13 protein-coding genes are annotated in these 19,382 nt (G+C 34.9%); 4 read left to right on the plus strand and 9 right to left on the minus strand.

Going from position 1 to position 19,382, the window contains the following annotated elements:
• Positions 1-287 precede the first annotated feature (287 nt).
• From EKL97_RS15150 to EKL97_RS15160, 3 genes are all read right to left on the minus strand, one after another.
• Positions 288-578: a helix-turn-helix domain-containing protein gene (locus EKL97_RS15150; protein ID WP_126569254.1), complete on the minus strand. Its 291-nt coding sequence runs from the start codon at positions 576-578 to the stop codon at positions 288-290.
• 372 nt (positions 579-950) lie between these two features.
• Positions 951-1,781 carry an RteC domain-containing protein gene (locus tag EKL97_RS15155; protein WP_091256172.1) on the minus strand — a complete coding sequence of 277 codons (831 nt, stop codon included), beginning with the start codon at positions 1,779-1,781 and terminating at the stop codon, positions 951-953.
• Between the two features lie 307 nt (positions 1,782-2,088).
• Entirely contained in the window at positions 2,089-4,524 is a 2,436-nt protein-coding gene (locus tag EKL97_RS15160; RefSeq protein WP_126569255.1) for an aminotransferase class I/II-fold pyridoxal phosphate-dependent enzyme, read from the minus strand.
• Positions 4,525-4,784: 260 nt separating this feature from the next.
• Between EKL97_RS15160 and EKL97_RS15165 the strand changes: the two genes are divergently transcribed.
• The 4 genes from EKL97_RS15165 to EKL97_RS15180 all read left to right on the plus strand — a co-directional run bounded on the left by EKL97_RS15165 (position 4,785) and on the right by EKL97_RS15180 (position 8,352).
• A complete protein-coding gene (locus EKL97_RS15165; protein ID WP_091256176.1) occupies positions 4,785-5,162 on the plus strand; it encodes a hypothetical protein in 378 nt (125 codons plus the stop codon).
• Between the two features lie 36 nt (positions 5,163-5,198).
• Positions 5,199-6,110 carry an AraC family transcriptional regulator gene (locus EKL97_RS15170; protein WP_126569256.1) on the plus strand — a complete coding sequence of 304 codons (912 nt, stop codon included), beginning with the start codon at positions 5,199-5,201 and terminating at the stop codon, positions 6,108-6,110.
• Positions 6,111-6,330: 220 nt separating this feature from the next.
• Positions 6,331-7,857: a MauE/DoxX family redox-associated membrane protein gene (locus EKL97_RS15175; protein ID WP_126569257.1), complete on the plus strand. Its 1,527-nt coding sequence runs from the start codon at positions 6,331-6,333 to the stop codon at positions 7,855-7,857.
• 222 nt (positions 7,858-8,079) lie between these two features.
• Positions 8,080-8,352: a DUF6520 family protein gene (locus tag EKL97_RS15180; protein WP_126569258.1), complete on the plus strand. Its 273-nt coding sequence runs from the start codon at positions 8,080-8,082 to the stop codon at positions 8,350-8,352.
• Between the two features lie 46 nt (positions 8,353-8,398).
• Here EKL97_RS15180 and EKL97_RS15185 read toward each other — a convergent pair whose 3' ends face one another.
• The 6 genes from EKL97_RS15185 to EKL97_RS15210 all read right to left on the minus strand — a co-directional run bounded on the left by EKL97_RS15185 (position 8,399) and on the right by EKL97_RS15210 (position 18,759).
• Positions 8,399-10,987, minus strand: a complete 2,589-nt coding sequence (locus EKL97_RS15185; protein WP_126569259.1) for a prolyl oligopeptidase family serine peptidase — start codon at positions 10,985-10,987, stop codon at positions 8,399-8,401.
• 10 nt (positions 10,988-10,997) lie between these two features.
• On the minus strand, positions 10,998-12,392 hold the full coding sequence (locus EKL97_RS15190; RefSeq protein WP_126569260.1) for a RagB/SusD family nutrient uptake outer membrane protein: 1,395 nt from the start codon (positions 12,390-12,392) through the stop codon (positions 10,998-11,000).
• A 17-nt stretch (positions 12,393-12,409) separates the two neighbouring features.
• On the minus strand, positions 12,410-15,730 hold the full coding sequence (locus EKL97_RS15195; protein ID WP_233588611.1) for a SusC/RagA family TonB-linked outer membrane protein: 3,321 nt from the start codon (positions 15,728-15,730) through the stop codon (positions 12,410-12,412).
• Between the two features lie 209 nt (positions 15,731-15,939).
• Positions 15,940-17,127 (minus strand): FecR family protein, encoded by a 1,188-nt coding sequence (locus EKL97_RS15200; protein ID WP_126569261.1) that lies wholly within the window; start codon positions 17,125-17,127, stop codon positions 15,940-15,942.
• A 207-nt stretch (positions 17,128-17,334) separates the two neighbouring features.
• The gene (locus EKL97_RS15205) at positions 17,335-17,934 is read right to left on the minus strand and encodes an RNA polymerase sigma factor (RefSeq protein ID WP_126569262.1); all 600 of its coding nucleotides are present in this window, start codon (positions 17,932-17,934) and stop codon (positions 17,335-17,337) included.
• Positions 17,935-18,315: 381 nt separating this feature from the next.
• On the minus strand, positions 18,316-18,759 hold the full coding sequence (locus tag EKL97_RS15210) for a hypothetical protein (RefSeq protein ID WP_126569263.1): 444 nt from the start codon (positions 18,757-18,759) through the stop codon (positions 18,316-18,318).
• Positions 18,760-19,382 lie beyond the last annotated feature (623 nt).

A 19,382-nucleotide genomic window follows, 5' to 3' on the forward strand; every position in this document is an offset into this window, starting at 1 on the left:
CATTGGAAAAGTGCCAAATAGAGCGAAATGTGCGTTGGATTTAGGTTGGGTTCATAATTGATTTTATTGAAAAATCCAGTGAGGTGTTTGATGTAGTTCATGAGATAGTGTTCAGTGTTCAGTTTTTAGTATTCAGTTTGATTAACCATAAGGAGTACGGAATTGAGGTAAGAGGATAAAGTTGATGAGATTGCTTTGCCTTTTAGGACAAAGTCCTCGTGCCATCCTTCGTCGATATTTGTGAGATTACTTCATTCCGATAACTAGTGGAACGAAGCAATGACAGTTCATTTGAATAAGTTTGGAGAAGCACTAACCTTGTTGTTTTCCAGTACTTTATCAATGTCTTGATTGGCATAATAAATAGTTCCACCAATTTTAGTGTAGGTCAGTGTTCCATTGATACGGAGGTTTTGAAGTGTTCCGGGAGAGATATTTAACAACTTTCGTACTTCGGGGGATTTTAGCCACTTTTTGGTTTGTTCGGTAGTTTGCGATCCGATAATTTTTTTAATTTCTTCTAATAAATCAATTTTGAATTCTAAAAGATCTTCTGTTGTGATAATTGTTGCTGCCATTTTAAAACGATTTAAGGTTATAATTAATTTTATAACTTTATTGTGGTACAAAATTGATTGCTTTTATTCTTTTTTAATCCCAATGGCTTTCGTAGTACCGAAGTAATTTAACATTTGAACATTTTTAAAAGCACGTTTTGGGGCTTTTCTGAGTTTCTTTTATTTTCATTTTTGAATTTGTTCAAGTTTCGGATTACACAATCTATTATTCTAATGAAAAATGCCCCAATTGGGGCATTAATGTGAGAATAGTTATTATTTTAAATAGCACCAAAATAGTACTGGATGGCAAGTTATTAGGCTTTATGACTCCATTATAGACCGTGTTTCTTGGCTGTGTTTTTCGGAGGTACGATTGGCTACGATTTTTAGTCACTCGTCTTCTTTATGGATTTTTTGCTGTAGATTCAGCATCAGTTCTTCTAAGAATTTTGTTTTGCTACTCTTTCTATCTTTAATCTCTGAATAGGTTTTGTAGATATTGTCTATTTTGATGTTGAAGAAATCCTCAAAAGAAGCGGCTATAGTATTTATGTCGGCTGCTCCATGATTTAAGGCCCCATTGGAATATAGCGCATAGATTAATTCAGTGAGTGCCGTTTTTGGAGCTGTCCAAAGGAGTACTTTGTGTTTTTTTTCGTTAAACATAATTGTATTACCAGCATTGAGTTTTTGCATTGCTTCGCGGATGTAATGAATAAATCGGTGCATTGCTTTTACTTTGGCCCAAAGCATGTCATGTGAGGAGGAAAATTCGGGATATTGATAGTAATCTGTCATTGGTGTGAAAGGAAAATTATTGCCTGGGTTTCTTGTGAAAAACTGATGATCTATATAGGTGTATCCTTGCTCCATATAATTAACAAAATCTAAATTGCGAGAGAAAAATTTATTAATTTTTCGCATTTCCTTTTCAAAAAATTCGATCTGATAGGATGTGCCCGCTTTGGGTTTGCGAAGTTCGCAAGAACGCAGTTCGGTAAAATAAATCAGGTAACTCATCGGAAGTGGTTTGATATTTTTAAAGAAATTAATTTCATCGGGTACTGTGTCGAAATCGTTTTGCTCGACTCTTTCTTTTAGGGTTGCCAAGGTTTTGTTGCATAAATTAATGCCATCAATTGCTTTTTTGAGATGGTTATCTTCTATGGATATAATTATGTTTACTTTTTTATTAAATTCTTCAATAGTACTTTTGAACATGTTTATTTGGTTTAACCTCACCCCCCAGCTCTCTTCCTCCCCTAGCCCCTCCGAAGGAGGGGAATAGGAAGGAAAGGGAATGAAGACTTGATTAGTTTATATTTTTGATGTTAGTTGTTTTAATGGCAAAGGTTTGACTGATGAGATTGCTTCGCCAGTTCGTACAATGTCCTCGTGTCCTCCTTCGTCGGGATGACAAAACAGAGAAGAACTAAAGCGGTTCTCGATACATTTTTCATTCCATTTTATTCCATGAAAAACACTCGAACTGACGACTGTATTTTTAGACTTTATTTCCTGTATCGTTTTAACGTGTTTTGTCTTCGTTTTGAAGTGTGCCCATTAATTCCATTGAAAAATTATCTCGGGCTTGAATGTAGGCTACTTTTGGAAATATTGTGGCTCCCAGTTTTCTCTTCTCGAAAGTTGCAGATACCCCAAAATCAATTTTATTAAGATTTAATTCCCGAGCCCGTTTAATTCCCTGAAACAGAAGTTGTCGGTAGAGTTGAAATTCTTTTGCATAGGAATAATCCATTCCTATCAGCGCTGGAACATAGGTATGCGCTGTATTTTTATAACAAAATAGAATTCCGATTAATGGGTTTACACTTTGTTCTTTTTCTTTATTTTTGAGATATAACAATATGAATTCCCATTGCGGATTGCTCTCCATTTTTTGGAAAACTTCTATCGGGTAGGTAAATGTATTTATAGCATGATTGATGTTTTTCACATTCAGATACAATTTATATGCCTGCTCTAATTCTTCGTTTGTTAATTGATTTTTTATTACAATATCAAAAGCCTGTTCTAAAGGCAGTACCTCTTTCAAGAAATGTTTTCTTGAGCGGTGAGAAAGCGAAGCGGAATATTCTTCGAGAGTATTCCATATAGCATTTTGTATGATGCAGGTTTCAGGCATGTTTATTTTTAAGAACCCTTGATTGTGGAATATATGATTCAATTGTTCCTCTTCCTCAAAATCCCTTAATACGAGCATATCAGCATTTAGTTGATGATACAATGTCTCCACTTGTTCCAATAAAAGCATTATGGCTTCTTTAGCTAATGGATGTGTTTTATTGATATAGCAATGATTCCCTTCCGTAAATAGAGAGCCCATTCCTAATACTTTTGAAGTCAGGTATAATGGATTTTGTTTTCTTTTTTCTTCCAGTTGAAGTGAAATGGATTCTGGAGCTAACATATCGTCTTTCCAAAGTCCGTAAGTGAAAAAAGTTGCCAGTACAGGAGTTCCCTTTTTGTCTTTGATTATATAATAATGAAAGTCCCAATTGTTTTCAGGATAGTTCGGATTTGTAAAAGCATTTTCCAAGAAGCATAGCCCATCCCAATCAAACGTGCTTTGCTTGCCCAAAAGTTCGTTCCAGTTCTGTTTGTTTATTTTTTCTATGGATACTTCGTATTGTAATACTAAGTTTTTTTTTGGCTCTAAATTTCCAACAGTCGAAATCGTTTCTACAATGCCAAAAGCTTTATTCACTTTGTGTTGTGAATTTCCCGATTCTTCCAAGGCTATAGGGAAATGGTATTCCATCGCTTCCACTAATGCTTTTATTTCTTCTTTTTGGTTGTGTCGAGAAAGTGTGATACGGATCCCCGTGTTTTTGATTGGGACTGCCGGATATATTGCGGGATTTACATAAAAACCTTCTTTGAATAGCCGTTGTACCATTTTATAGGCGGTCAAAGGCATTGCGGTGCCCAAGAAAAATACCGGGGAGTTATTAAGGGCAATCATCGGGAGGGTCGTTTTTTCTAGTAATGATTTGAAATATTCTATTTTTTCTGATAAATCGCATTGTAAGCTTATGATTTCAGGTGAAAGATGAATCTTTGCCGATGCAATTGCAGCTGCTACAGAAGCCGGTTCCAGTTGTGCCGAAAAAGTAAGTGGTCCACCAAAATTTTTAATTTTTTCTCGTAGTCGGTTATCGGTACAAAGTAATGTTGCTCCACTAGCACCAAATGTTTTACTCAATGTACCAAACAGTAAAACATTGTCTGGCAAACTTTTTAAAACGTCCAATACATATCCAGTACCATTTTTTCCTCTCCAACTCATTCCGTGTACATCGTCAAAATAGAGTTGTAACTGCGGGTATTTTTTGCACAATTCCATCAAATCTGGTATGGGAGCAAAATCGCCAAACATAGAATATACGCCGTCTGCCATATACCATATTTTCTTGCATCGTGTCGCCAGGTATTTAATTTTATCCTCCAGCATATTCAAATTGTTGTGTCGAATCATTTCTACCGGAATGCCTCTTATTTTTAATAATTGACAGGCATTTTGAACACTCCAATGCACTTGATGGTCAAGAATTACTCCATCTTCATCCCTTACCACTGTTGGAATTACTGCCAGATGACCAAGTGTACTGTTTTTTGTTATTATCGGAGGTATTCCATACATTGCTTCAATCTTAGATTCCAGTTCGCTGTATAGCGGATTTGAAATATAGGTTTTGGAGAGTGGAAATTGTGTGCCATACTTTTGAATAGCTGTTATTGCTGCTTCTTTTAATCGGTTGTCTTGTTCCAGTCCTAAATACCCGGTAGTGCCAAAGTGAAACATTTTTTTACCTTTTATTTGTATGGTTCGACCATTCAAGATTTGATCTTCCGCATATAAATGCAATACTCCTTCTTTTTTTGCTCCGGCTATTACTTCATCTACCGTGTCAATGAAGTTGTTGTGTTTGATTTTTGCCATATAATTTAGGTTTTAGTTGTTAAAAAATAAAATTCACTAAAATATCTACTTATTTTTTGATATTTATTTGGTAAAATTCTGAATAAAAAATTTATCGAATCTTATTATTTGTGAGAAAATCCTTTTATGACAACTTATACTCCCGATTTGATAACTTTTGTGTTTAATTATATCAAATTGTTTTACTTTTGTTTAATTTAATATAATTTTAAATATTTTTTTTGCTAAATTGTGACGATTTATTTAAATTTTTCATAAAAATGATGCATAATTACTATGAGAATGAATTTTCTCAATTTTGGATTCGAAATGACATTCTTTTTTTTAAATACAAACCGAAAAGTGTTATTAACTTGAAAGCTGCACAACGGATTGTAGCGGATCGGATACAGTTACAAAATGAAATAGCCTATCCAATATTTTGTGATATCAGAGGAATTGTGGATTCTGACAAAGCTGCAAGGGACTATTTAGCTCAATCTGGTTCTATTCTGACTAAGGCAGTAAGTCTAGTTGGACATCAAAGTGTTTCCCTAACTATAACCTCTTTTTATCTTAAAATATGTAAGCCAAGTGTTCCAACCAAGCTTTTTACTGATGAGTCAGCCGCTTTAGCTTTTTTGGAAGAATATATTTAGTGGAAGGGTATTTATTTAGGACTAATATTATACATTATGGATCAAGAAATTAATCTGCAGCGTATGCGCAGTATGTCACAAATGCTTCTTGAAATGGCAGGTGGTAATTTTACCAATCGGATTCAAAGAACAGAAGAGGATGATGAACTGGAAGGATTAGTAGTACTTATGAATATGGTAGCCGAGGAGATGAAAGAGTCTGTTTTTCACGCGGGTTTTATAAACCCTCATCATTCCTATAGGAATCTAGTACAAAGCACTTTTATCTTAGATGAGGATTTTGTAATAGTAAGTTATAATTCTGAAGCCTCTATTTTATTAAATTTAACTCCTAACTTTTTATGTAATATGTTGTTTAAGAATTTGTTATCGGAAGAGTCCTTGTGTTTTTGGAATAGTTTAGAACAAGAAATATTACAGGATCCTGACTATTACGCTTCAGTTCAATTAATTTATATTGCACAAAATAAGTTATTAGTTCCTGTTTATTGTACGATTTCAAGGCTTATGAATTGCTCTAAAATTTTGATTAGTTTCGTTACGACTGTAGTTGAAGAAACTATTTCGAAATCTGTTTTGATTACCGCAAATAGTAATGACCTGCCAATTGTATTAAGCAGACCTTCAGATATACTGATGGTTCAAAATGTTTATGATTATATATTAGATCATTTAGATAGCCCATTACCTTCTGTAAAAGAACTTTCTTATATTTTCGGAACCAATGATAATAAGTTGAAATACGGATTTAAGCAACTCTTTCGGACGACTATTTATCAGTTTTATATTAATGAGCGTTTGAAAAAAGCGCATCTTTTAATTCAACAGACTATGATTCCCTTAAAGAGTATTGCTACTATGACAGGTTTTAAAACGTATCCTAATTTTTCGAAGGGTTTTAAAAAACATTTTGGGTATAAACCGATGGATATTAAAAGAAGATCTTGAGTTGAAAGTCATGAAGTCATGAAGTCTTAAAGTCCTAAAGTCTTAAGGTCGAGATGTCTAAAATCATACAGTTATACGTTGAAGTCATACAGTTGAAAGTAGCGATTAATGCACTGTACTAAAAAAACTCCTTTTCTGACAAGTTATACTCCCGATTTGCTTCTCTTTATTTATTTGTTTTTCGGAATTTTATATCGGATTAAATTTAAAGTTCGCTGATATGAAACTATCTACCTCAACAAAAAGTATTCTTGTCAACAGTATTTGTCTGATGTATGTTTTATTGTTTGTCTATGCCGCTGTTAGCAAATTACTGGATTTTGAAAACTTTCAGGTACAGTTGGGACAATCACCTTTGCTCAGTGCTTATGCCAGCTATGTTGCCTGGATAGTTCCTGCTGCAGAAATTATTATTGCGCTTCTGCTACTTTCTTCTAAATTTAAATATGAAGGCTTAATTTTAGCTTATAGCCTCATGATATTGTTTACTACTTACATTATTATAATTTTGAACTTCTCCCCGTTTGTTCCTTGTTCCTGTGGTGGCGTACTTTCAAAACTGGGATGGACAGAACATTTAATTTTTAATATTGTATTTGCTGTAATAGCAGTAGTGGGAGTTCTATTGCATCATAGCAACTTTGAAATAAGTCCTTCAAAACAGTCAGTTCAAAACATCAGGAATAAATCTGCTATAATTCTTTTAGTAGTTACTGGTAGTATAAGTGCAGTTTTCATTATAAGCCTATATCTGTTGTCGGAAAATGAAATACACCGCAACAATAGCTTTATTCGTCGGTATCCTCATCATCCTGTAGCGATGATTAAAGGCTACAGTATAAAATACAATTCTTATTATATTGCTGGTGCTGCTAACGGTCGCATTTATTTAGGAAATACAACTGCGCCGAGACAAATTCTAGTTATTGATACTTTATTGAAGGAAGCGAAAACTTTAATGGTTCAAGTTGAAGGCAAACAAGATTATCCATTCAAAGCAGTGCAAGTGCGTGTTAAGTTTCCCTATTTTTATCTAGTTGATGGAACGGTTCCAGTAGTTTATAGAGGCAAAATAAGCGACTGGCGTGCCACACTTTTAACAAATATCAAAAATTACTTTTCTGTTTTTGAACCTATCGATTCCACTCTATTCGCAATAAGGAGTATTGATACAGCTCAGAGCCTAAACATTCTAGGAACACTAAATACAGCCGAGCCTACTGTTTTCAAACAAGTGCCAGGCATGTTGCAAAAACGGATTGATGGCATTTTTGATACTGACGGGAAACTGATTTATAACTACCAACTAAAAAAGATAGTTTATGTTTATTACTACCGAAACCAAGCAGTAATTGCCAGTTCTGATTTGAAAACATTTCAAGGGCTAAGAACTATAGATACGGTAAGCCAAGTTCCTATCCAGTTCGCCTACCTGCATACTACAGGAGAAAAGAAATTTTCCAAACAACCTCCTATGATTCAGCTAGGTGCTGCCACATTTGGGAAGTACCTATTTACAATGTCAAACCGTTTAGGAAAGTTTGAGGCCGAATCCATGCTTAAAGAAGCCTCTATTATTGATGTATATGATTTGCAAAAGAGTACTTATGAATTTAGTTTTTATCTGTACAATTATAAGAATGAAAAGGTTGAGAGCTTTCAAATTTATTCTAACCTCTTAATTGGAATCACAAAACATTATATAGTAATATATAGGCTTAAGAGCAGCCACTTTGATTTAAAATAGTTGAATAAATAATGACTGATAATAACCCGTTGGTCATAAAAACGGTTCTCGGTACATTTTTTATTCCATTGCATTATATAAAAATACACTCGAGCTGACGTTTTTGCTAATTACGTCTAACGGGTTGTCAATACTAATTTATTATGAAATACCGGGCCTGGTTCAGGGGAAGATCGAAAACCTGTAAACAGAGTAGATCAAAATATTTTAAATTTTAATACTATGAAAACTGAAATTTTTAAAATCGGATTTCCGATCGCTGCAGTCGTGTTAGCTATCGCAGGTGCCTTTGCTTCACAAGCAGCACCTAAAAGCACATTGGCAACTAAAATTGGTTATTTAGACACCCCTACTCCATGTCTAGAAGCAAGGGAATGTAGTGATGTCAACAATGGAATTGTTTGCACCTACATGTGGCAGGGCAGCAATCAGCAAGCATTTGGGAAAAACCTAAGTGGCAGCCAATGTGCGGTTACGCTTTACAAAAAACCGTAAATTTTTTAATGAGGATAAGGTGTCCCATTGGAGGGACACCTTATTTTTAATAACTGTCTTTTTTTAAGTAAAAATCAAACCATTCTTTAATTTCGAAATATAAATTCTCTTTGTTTCTGGGATTTGTTAATACATGATCTTCCTTCGGGTAAATCAAAAGTCGGCTTTTTTTTCCCAACCGCCATAGTGCAATTTGTAATTTTGTACTGTTAGTTGGATTCACCATACGATCTCCTTCACCTGTCCACAATAACAATGGTGTACTGATTTTTTCAACTTGTGCTATTGGTGAATTTTTCAAAAAAGAATTGGTATAAAACGGTGATTTGATGCGAAACTGCTGGTCTTCATAACGCCAAATGTTCGATTGTCCATTGCCATCCACCATTAGATAGGCACTTACGATATCCGTTACCGGAGCACCCGCAACAGCCGCTTTGAACATACTCGTCTGAGTTATGATATATGCGGTTTCATAGCCACCAAATGAGTGTCCCATTAATCCAATCTTTTCTCTATCGACACTACCACCATTCATAACTTTTTCAACTGCAGCTTTGACACATTTCAATGCGGAATCGCCAGGCTCGTTTATTGTATACGCTATATCTGGTAGCAAGACAAAGTAGCCTTCGGCAGTAAAATTTGCTATATTTAATCCGTTTCCTGATTGAAACGATGGCTCGACATACTCATGCAATTCTCCAGATCTTCTACTGTAAATGTGCACTATCATAGGATATTTTATTCCGGATTGATAATTTGCCGGGTAAAACAAGGCTCCACTTAGTTCTTTTCCCTCCGTGGTTTTATATTTTATCAATTCGGATTTCCCCCAATAAAAATTCTTTTGCTGTTCATTGGTCCTCACAATAATTTTTTCTTCCGCCCGACTATTTATCAGCACTAGTGTAGGGGAAGCCTCGAAGCTTTTTTCAAGGAACAAATAATTTTTATTGTCTTGAGACTTTTCGATAAAAATCATTTTCTTATTTTTCTCTACTAAAGTCTTTACATCTCCATTTGACCATACGCTAAAACCTTCCTCAAGCGTTTGCGTATTTAAAGTATGCAAAAGCAGATTATCGTCCAGATTAAAGGTTTGGGTGAGAAAATAGAAAGTATCAATCTTGTAATTGTATACGTTTCCTTCTTCGGCGATACGGTACCTGACCTTTGTTTTTCGCCCGTCTGTGATTTTTTTCGTCGTTGTTCCGTCTGGAGAGAGTAACCAAATGTCATATTCGTCGTAAATTATCAGGTACTGATCATTTGCAGACCAGCCCGGATTTCCATAAGCAGGAGGTATGCCCGATTCATCGTATTGCACGTCATAAAATGAGATGTTAAGCGAGGCTGTAAGGCAGGTATGCTTTTTTGTAGCGATATTATACGTCCACCAATTATTATCTTTGAAATAGCAAACAAATTTTCCACTAGGTGAAACTGTTGTTACCCCCATATCCATTAATTGTTTCTTTACCACTAATTGCTGTTCTCCAGTAAGAAGATTTTTGATATAAACATCGCTATATTCACCACCATATTTATAGCGAGGCAAATATTCATCCCTCCTGAACACAAGCGCATTTTTCTGATCTCCTGTTGGAACTACATTGGTAAAATTAGCCTCTTCTACCGTTTTTAGTTCTCCTGAATTAATTAGCCAAACGGAGCAAGTTGCTTCCTGATCAGGATGTTGTGGCGGAACCGTTGTGTCACCAGTATTCCAGATTTGTACATCAGATTGTTTCGTTGCGTTCTCATTAAAAGTCGTGCTGCTTTTTACGTCAAAGAAAATCCTTTCATTATCGGCTGAAATAAATAATCTGGACAAAGGAATGTAGCTCGTTTTGGTCAAGGAATCTAAATATTGGGACGGAGGCGTTTTTAGTATAATTGTTTTTTCAAAACCTGTGCAGTAGTATATTTTATGTTCATTCAGCTGACTTTCATTATTGCGAATTTGCTCAAAAAAAGCGAATCCTTTACCCGTTTTATCCCAAGCTAAACCCACAAACGTATTTGCTGAGGAGGCTATTATTTCCTGCTCTTGCACGGAATCTTTCAATGTAAATACTTTTACAGTCGCACTATTTTTTATCTCGGTAACAACTGCCAATAATCCCATGTCAGGACTAAGATTGAATTCATTTACATTTTGGATAGTATAGCTCTTATCCGATTTCAAGTTTCTGATCAAAAGGGATTGTTTTCCATCTGTATTTTGTACTCCAATAACGTAAGACCCCAAACCAGTAAAAAAATATTTGTTTATTTTTGGAAAACTTTGGCGTTGTCCAGTTTCGAGATTCAATAATTTGAGTGTGTCGGCTATCTTACAGCCGAACCATTTATTATCCTTTGTAATTGTCGCATTAGAGCCAGCTGGAAATATGTACTTATAGTTCGTTGTGCCATTTTTCAGAAATAGAGTATCCTTTTTATCTGCGTAATTCAAGGTGTATGACACCCATTTCCCGTCACTGGATAATGTTCCCGGATATATAGTACTCCATAGCTTATAATCTGCAGGTTGCAATTTTCTTTTTACCTGTGCTGAGCCCTTCACCATCATGCCTACACTCATGAAGAATATAAGCAGAATGGATATTATTTTGGTTTCTGATTCCATTTTAATTTTTTTAGTATCCGGGATTTTGAGGGAGAAGATTTCTATTTAACAGTAATTCCGATTGTGGCAGAGGCCAAAGTATATCGGTACTATTCCAGCCCATTTTACGTGTTTCAAGTACCTGATCTGCAACTCCAAAACGTTTGAGATCAAACCATCGGTGTCCCAGTTCCGTAAAAAACTCCACCTGTCTTTCTTTTAAAATTGCCTTTAACAATTCGGATTGTGTACCTGCCGACGCATCGGTCAGACCTGCTCTGTGTCTGATTTTATTCAAGTCTTCCTTTGCACCGGAAATATTACCCAAATGTGTTCTGGCTTCGGCTCTTATTAAATAGATTTCCTCTAAGCGGAATAGTATGGAATATTCTCGCGATGATCCAGTATTGTTATTTTCTTTGTATTTATTGGCAAAATACCAAGTTTCTAAACCGTCCGTTACAGTTCCTACCCAATGATCTCTGCGCAAATCTTCTGGTTCAAAGGATTCGATTAAAGAACTACTTAATCCACTAACTGGCGGCGGACCAGTAAGAAAGATGAAACTTTGGGCTTCAAATGTATTGTTTCCAGCAAATTGAGGCATCAGTTGCCATAGAGTGCCTGGGCTATCTTTAAGAAATACTTTATCTATATCTTCTTCTAACCCATATAATGATGTGTTATTAATTACCAAATTGGCTTCAGCTTCTGCAGCATTCCAATTTTCATTATATAAATTTATCCTTGCCAAAAGTGCTTCGACAACACTCTTATTTGGACGCACTCTTTCATCGCTTGAGTATTCATCAGGCATTACTAATTTTGCATTTATTAAATCTTCAATAATTAAACTGTACACTTCAGCAGGAGCTTTTTTGGCTATCGTTGTGTTTAGTCTGTAATCGGTAGTAGTTACAAACGGAATATTGCCATACAGATTTACGAGATAAAAGTGAAGATAAGCCCGAAGAAATAGTGCTTCGCCAATTAGTTGTCCTTTCTCATTTTGTGGAATGCCTGTAGATGCTGTTACTCCTTCAATTACAGCATTTGAGGCGTAAATTAAATTATAGGTATTATTCCATACTTCAGAAATGGTGCTGTTTGAAGGGAGTAAGACATTTTTGTAGAATGCCTCTTCCCGTTGTCCATCAATACCATAGTAATTTAGATCATCAGCATAATTTCCTAAAAGATTTGAAATGCCATTAAAGTTCCCTGTAACCAGCACATTATTCTGCATTTTTATGTAGATATTAGCTAAAGCTGCCTGTGCTGTTGCTTTATCTTTAAAAACATTTTCGGCTGTCAATTGCGAATTAGGAACTTCAATCTCCACAAAACTTTCGCAACTTATAAACAGTATCGGTCCGACAATACTGGCAATTAAAAAAGCCATTCTCCTTTTTGCTATATTTTTCATGTTATTATTTTTTTAGATTAAAAATTTAATTGAATGCCCATAGTCATGACCCTTAACGGAGGAAGCTTTCCAAATGATTGATTTTCAGGATCCGCACCATTAAAACGTGTTATTGTAAGCAGGTTTTGTCCTTGAAGATACAGGCGACAATTAGCCGCTTTTAGCCATGACTGTGGTAAACTATACGAGATTGAAAGATTTTTTAGCCTTATAAACGACGCATCACTAAATACTGCATCACTGTAACTATAGTAAGAATAGTATGCATTTACCGCTTCATCATTAAAGCCTGCGGTATATTTCTGCACGCCGTCTGTTTGTCCTAGTTGCCAACTGTTAAGATTTGACACTGGTTGATTGTTTCCCGCTCCTGGAACCACTCCTGAACCATTGTAATTGAAACCGAGCTGTTTTACAAACTGAAACAAGAAATCCAACTGCCAATTTTTATAAGAAAAGCTATTGTTCAGACCTCCAAAGTAGTTTGGATTTGTACTAACTATTCTTTGGCGGTCTTCTAAAGGCGTTAAAACACCATCACCATTATAATCTTTAAACTGATAAATACCTGTTTCCGGATTTATACCGGTAAATTGATAGACCAGATGAATATCAAGCGGTTCCCCAATTACGTATTGGCTGGCATAAGTTGATCCTGCCAAGTTTGGGAAGGCCAAAAGTTTATTTTTGGCGATAGCGAGATTAAGGGAAGTTGACCATTTGAACTCTTTGTTTTGAACATTTAACGAACGTAGTTCAAATTCCCAGCCTGTATTTTCAACGGTTGCATTTAAATTGGATTGTATGGATGGGAATCCAGTTGTTCCGGGTAGTGGTATTCCAACCAACTGATTGGAAGATCTATTGCGGTAATGAGCAGTTGTGATAAAAATACGGTCTTTCAGGAAACCCAGCTCTAGAGCCATTTCTAATTTCTTATTGGTCTCCCAACTAAAATCAGGGTTGTATAAGCGAGCGGGTTCAAGACCAACCGTACCTTGGTAACTGCCTCCAGACGATATATAGGTATTCATAAACTGATAGTCTCCAATTTGGTCACTTCCGGTAGTACCATAACTTCCCCTAAGTTTACCAAAACTGATGAATGAATATTTTTCAGCAATTATATTTTCTCTAGCAAAGAGCCAAGCAGCACCTATAGCTCCAAAATTAGCAAAGCGATTGCCTGGGCCAAAGCGACTTGAACCATCGCGACGACCAGTAATATTTATGAAATATTTACTGTTAAGACTATAATTTATACGGCCAAAAATGGCACTGTAACGATACAAACCATTTGTATTGTTCAGTACCTGAACATTAGCCGCTGCGGCACTATTTGTGATAAGACTATTGCTTGAAAAGCCTGATGCGTTTACTCCTAATGATGCTGATGAACTTTCTTGAAAAGTTGTTCCAGCCAATGCTTTAATGGTTCCAAAACCAAAGTCCCTCTGCCACGACAACTGTGGTTCTACGCTCCAAGACTGTTGGCCTGATTTGTTCGTATAAAAAGATGAAACGGAACTGTCTAAGCCGTAGGCTGGGTTGTAGATTGTTGAGGGTACTGTTTTAGACTCGTCAAGGCGAGTATCTGTATAACCTAGAATTGTTTTAAATTCCAGTGTAGGTACTATTTTGTAGCCAATGACGCTTCCTGCAACGAGTGTATTTGTTTTTGCAAGATATTTGGACTCCAAGAGTCTTAAAGGATTCTTCCAAGTAGAGTTTTCCCAATTTAATTCGCCGTTAACATCATATAATGCGGGAGCATTTGGAGCCAGTTGTGAAGCTTCAAGAGTCAGGTCGGTTCCCAGTAAATTATTTTTATCGAGAATATAATTTCCGGAAAGACTAATATTAAATTTATCGTTATCTGAACTATGATTTATGTTGAAATGTAAAGCGGTTTTACCATACCCAAAATCACCTGGAAATACCGTAGTTTGATTAAAATTACTTGCACGAATAATAAACTGTGTCTTGCTGTTCCCTCCGGAGACAGCAGCATCGATACTTCTGGTATATGCCGTTCCGCCAATTAGCTCTTTTTGCCAATCTGTATAACGGTTCTTGTCCCAAGTGCCATTAACGTCATACCCCCACGAAGGATATTCGGTTATTCCATCATTTGCGAAAGCTTGTTCTCTCATCCCGAGATATTGTGCCGTATTCATTAGATCGAGCGTACGAGTCACTTTGCCAGTTCCACTGTAGGTATTAATTGAAAACGCTGTCTTCCCTGATTTCCCTTTTTTGGTTGTGATGAGTACTACACCGTTGGCACCTCTTGAGCCATATATTGATGTTGCATCAGCATCCTTGAGGATTTCTATACTTTCTATATCTGACGGATTTATACTATTCAACGGGCTAATACCTGGTGCCGGGAGGATTGATCCTGAAATTAAATCATTGCCCATATTTTGTGTGGAAAACGGCATACCATCAATGATATACAATGGATTATTTGCATCGGTGCGAATACTATTTCTACCTCTTATTTCTATTTCAAAACCACCACCAGGAACACCTGTGGTCTGCGTAATATTGACACCCGCCATACGACCTTGCATTGCCGCAAGTACATTCGAAACAGGTTGTTTTTCAATTTCTTTAGCAGCTATTTTAGAAATACTACCTGTACGTTCGCTTTCTTTTACGGAATAATAACCCGCATTGACGCGAACTTCTTGTAAAGTAGTTATATCTTCCTGCAATTGTATATTGACAGTTTTACGACTGTTTATGGGAACTATTGCTGTTTTGAATCCTATAAAAGAGACCATCAAAGTATCTGTAGCAGTAGCTGTAAGTGTGTATTGTCCTTTGAAGTCGGAGCTTACGGTATTATTTCTTTTTCCTTTTATGGTAATTGTTACACCGGGTAAAGGGCTTGTACCATCAGTAATAGTACCGCTGATTTGATTTTGTTGGGGAAGCGACTGATTTTGACTGGGTTCAGACTTTATCGGCCGTGCCCTAGGTTTAAGAACGATTTGTTTGTCAAGCAACTCGAAAGTGATGTAGGTATTTTTAAACAGCTTTTCTAGAACTGACGAGACTGATTCTTTATTAGCATTTACGGAGACAATTTTTGTATAATCTATTTCGCTGTCGTTGTACATAAATTTGAATTCTGTAAGGGATTCAATTTTATTTAAAACTTTTTCTACACTCACGTTCTCAAGTTTCAAAGTAATCTTAGTCTTTTGACCAATAGATTCATTTGCTTGAAGGCATAGCGAAACTATAAATAAAAGTGACGTAAGTTTCATTTTTAGATCAAATTTGAATTGAAAAGAAGTAAACTTCTTTTCATTAAATAGTTTTTTCATATTTTTGCGTTGAATTGTGTGGTTAATACTTTTTTTAATCACTATTTATAGTCGGGAGGTGTTCGTAGCATCTTCCGATTTTTTTTGTAAAACCTTGTTTTACTAATCCCACCTAAGCGGAATCTGTATATTGATTATATTTCTTTTGGTTTTGATTTTTTTATGTCATTTCGTTTTTAGGTTTTAATTGATTAATAAAAATAATTTCCTCAGGGTAATTCTTGTGATTCACTAATAATAATCTTGTTATCTTTTATTGTATAGTTAATAGCATAGTTTTTATTAAAGGTGGTAAGAACTTGCTCAATCGTTTCTTTTTCAAAACTAGCTGTAAATAATTCATTATTTAATCTTTTGTTATTACAAACAATGTCAACATTATAATGTCTCTCTAATTTTTTTATAATATTCTTAAACGGAAGGTGCCGGAATATAATTTTACCATTGATCCAATCGGTGAACATTTCGGTATCTACTTTTGAAACAGCAATTTGTTTGTTGTTTTTTTGCCAAGCCGCTTTGAATCCTGGGTTCAATTTTACAGCTGTTTTTGAGTTGTAAACTTCATTTTCACCATAGACACTTACTAAACCTTCTACAAGTACAGTGTTAATTTGCTCATCTTCTGGGTATGAAGATATATTAAACTGAGTGCCTAAAACCCTTACATCCATATCATTGGAATTTACAATAAATGGATGTTTGGCATCTTTTGCCACTTTAAAAAAACCTTCTCCTTCTAAAAATACTTGTCGATTTTTCCCTTCAATAAAATTTACTGGATATTTTAATGAAGTACCCGCATTCAAATGAATACTTGTACCATCCGACAATTGAAGTTCAAAGCGTCTGCCATATGGTACCGTTAAAGTATTATATGTCAAGGTTTTTTGGGCAGCATCTTCCTTATTATAAATTAGTAGGTTTCCTTTTTGAGTTCCTACAATATTACCAGCTGCGTCAACTACCTCTGTAGAGCCATCTTCTTTAATAACTTTGATTGTACCATTTTCTAATTGCAGGGTTATATTTTTGGTGTCGATAATCAGTTGATCCGATGGATTGCCAAAGAAATAGTTTTTGAAAAAATAACCAGAGAACAAAACACCTATAAAAACAGATGCTGCCACATACCTCCAAATGCGCGAACGTTTTCTGCTGGTTTCTTTTTGTTTTTGGTTTGCCAATTTCAAAATAGTATTATGGATGCGGTTGGCATCCAACTCACTCAGTACTGGTTTTTCTTCCAAGAGCGCTAGCACGTCTTCTACGCTAGGTAGATCACTAGAATCATTTATTTTTTGAATATAAGCAATTACACTTTCTGTTTCATTCTTGTCACATTGGTTAAGAATGAACTTCTGGAGTAGTGCTTGGGTAAGGTTCTCTTTCTGCATCGTATTTATTACTTGTTTATATAATACCGATGAGTAGCATTTGAGTACTACTCAAAGTTTACTTTTTTTTAATCTAGGGATGCAAATATCCTAATCTGTTGATTAGTAATTGGCTTTAATTTGTTGGGTATACGCTTTTTTAGCTTTAAAAAAATGATTTTTTTTTTAAATGATAGCTTTAAAAATTTTGTTTAGACTACTCCTTGATTATTCAAGCCAACGTGAAGATAAGAGCGTAATAATAAGTGAGAGGTCACTATTTGCTTGTAAAAAGGCTCTAATAGTTCCCAATGCCTTACTCATTTGTCCTTTTACTGTGCTTACCGAGATATCTAATTCTTGGCTAATCTCTTCATAACTCTTACTTTCATTTCGGGACATTTCAAAAATGAGCTTACGTTTGGGTGGCAATTGCTCGATGGCCCGGTTTTTTATAATTTCATAATCAGCTTCCGAGATTTTATCTTCGGTAGGATTATGGAACTTTTGACTTTTATAAAACACCTCTTCTTTGAGTTTTACATCATAAGCAGCTTTGCTAATGAGATTAAAAGTTAGATTGCGGGCAATGGTAAACAGATAGGATTTGATAAATAAGTCTGGATTGAGCTTTTCGCGATGCAACCAGATTCTTAAAAATACGTCTTGGACAATTTCTTCGGCCAGCTCCTTACTCTTAAGCATGCTCTTGCTGTAAGCATATACATCATTACGATAGGTATCAAAAAGCTTTCGAAACGCTTTTTCATTACCATCAATGAGTTCTTTGATGATTAGTTTTTCATTATACTTCTCTTTTTCTGACATTAATTTAGAAATAATTTTTGTCAAAAAAGAGACTCGCGCAATGGCTTGTTTATTGATGACAAATGGATTAGCATTCTTGCGAAAAACGACTTAAATGATTGTTACAGTATTAACAATCAAGGAATAATATTAAGCAATTTTAATTTAAACGTTTGTTAATTAATTTAATAAAAATGAAAAACAAGGTTAAATATAAGGAATATTTTCATAATAATTCATGAGTTCTGTTCGTATTTAAAAAGATGTCTTCTCCCTGATTTAGTAGGTACAATCTTTTTTAATTTTTTTTCAATTTCTTACTCTTTCTATTTTCATTTGCTATTCATATTATACTTACAACAATCCTGATACAAGTTTGGGACTTTTAAAACTAGATGATATTTAATTTAATTCAATTTTAAATTCTATTTCCTGTGGTTTTAGACATCCTTTGTTTGAACAAGCCACATAAATAATTTTGCCTGTTAGTAGTTCTGGTTGCTTATAGGCAACCACTTCTTGTACAAAAACGACTACCAAGGAGTAAAAGTGAGTTTTTACCTTAGAAATTTCATCATAACCTTCTTTTAAAGCACCTATTTCTTTTGGTTTACCAATTAGACTTAGAAAGGTGTTTTCTTCAAATTTTATGACAGTAGGGAATATCCCATCTAGTGTTGATTCTTGAGGGTAAATCCACCAAGGATAGGATACGAATGCGATAATATGGATTTGATATGTATTAAAACCTGTTTTTTGGGTCTTAATTTCCCATGTTATAGGTTTTGGAGTTTTTTTTGACTTTCCAAATATTGATTTTAGTACTACTGAAATTGATTTCTGCATTGGTTTTGTTTTGCAACTTATATGGATTGATTTTTGTTTGCATTAGCATTTCTATTAATGAATTGGCAAAGTTGAACTTAAGAGCTACTCTAACAGAAGAAAGACATTTTTTATACTGCTTAAAAAAAGAACGGACAAACGATGAATGGCAACGAATGTCCGTGCATTAACTCAAAATAAAACAGATGGAGTACTAATTCAAAATAATAGCTATGAAGAAAAGTTTCAAGTTGCGGTTATTTCTTATTTGCTTATTTTGGTTTTTATTTTTACAATATCTAAAAGGAATAGCGAACCTACATTCATCATAACTACCCATCTAGTTTACCAAACTCATCGCTATTCCCTTTTCGACATGCATCAATTTCTATTTTATTGTTATTACTATTTTTTTTCTTTTTAATCTCAACCATTATGGGGGAAAACTGCTTAACCTTTATAGCACTTATTCTTGTAATAGTAATCACAATATTAAAAGTGCTTCAAATCTCCTTTCACGATATTGCTATTTTAACTTATTGTTAACTTCATTTTATATAGTTGTTATCACTAGTGTCCACTAAAAAATAAAACAAGTTCTTTGAAATTATTGTAAATCTGTATTTTAAGAGTCATTTTTGAGC

Origin of the sequence: Flavobacterium sp. LS1P28 (assembly GCF_003970335.1) — a bacterium.
Classification (GTDB): Bacteria; Bacteroidota; Bacteroidia; order Flavobacteriales; family Flavobacteriaceae; genus Flavobacterium.

Excerpts from the sequence above, each read along its gene's own strand:
- EKL97_RS15165 (WP_091256176.1), top strand. The coding sequence starts at position 4,785 with ATGATGCATAATTACTATGAGAATGAATTTTCTCAATTTTGGATTCGA.
- EKL97_RS15155 (WP_091256172.1), bottom strand. The coding sequence starts at position 1,781 with ATGTTCAAAAGTACTATTGAAGAATTTAATAAAAAAGTAAACATAATT.
- EKL97_RS15190 (WP_126569260.1), bottom strand. The coding sequence starts at position 12,392 with ATGAAAAATATAGCAAAAAGGAGAATGGCTTTTTTAATTGCCAGTATT.
- EKL97_RS15200 (WP_126569261.1), bottom strand. The coding sequence starts at position 17,127 with ATGCAGAAAGAGAACCTTACCCAAGCACTACTCCAGAAGTTCATTCTT.
- EKL97_RS15195 (WP_233588611.1), bottom strand. The coding sequence starts at position 15,730 with ATGAAAAAACTATTTAATGAAAAGAAGTTTACTTCTTTTCAATTCAAA.
- EKL97_RS15180 (WP_126569258.1), top strand. The coding sequence starts at position 8,080 with ATGAAAACTGAAATTTTTAAAATCGGATTTCCGATCGCTGCAGTCGTG.
- EKL97_RS15185 (WP_126569259.1), bottom strand. The coding sequence starts at position 10,987 with ATGGAATCAGAAACCAAAATAATATCCATTCTGCTTATATTCTTCATG.
- EKL97_RS15150 (WP_126569254.1), bottom strand. The coding sequence starts at position 578 with ATGGCAGCAACAATTATCACAACAGAAGATCTTTTAGAATTCAAAATT.
- EKL97_RS15210 (WP_126569263.1), bottom strand. The coding sequence starts at position 18,759 with ATGCAGAAATCAATTTCAGTAGTACTAAAATCAATATTTGGAAAGTCA.
- EKL97_RS15175 (WP_126569257.1), top strand. The coding sequence starts at position 6,331 with ATGAAACTATCTACCTCAACAAAAAGTATTCTTGTCAACAGTATTTGT.
- EKL97_RS15160 (WP_126569255.1), bottom strand. The coding sequence starts at position 4,524 with ATGGCAAAAATCAAACACAACAACTTCATTGACACGGTAGATGAAGTA.
- EKL97_RS15205 (WP_126569262.1), bottom strand. The coding sequence starts at position 17,934 with ATGTCAGAAAAAGAGAAGTATAATGAAAAACTAATCATCAAAGAACTC.
- EKL97_RS15170 (WP_126569256.1), top strand. The coding sequence starts at position 5,199 with ATGGATCAAGAAATTAATCTGCAGCGTATGCGCAGTATGTCACAAATG.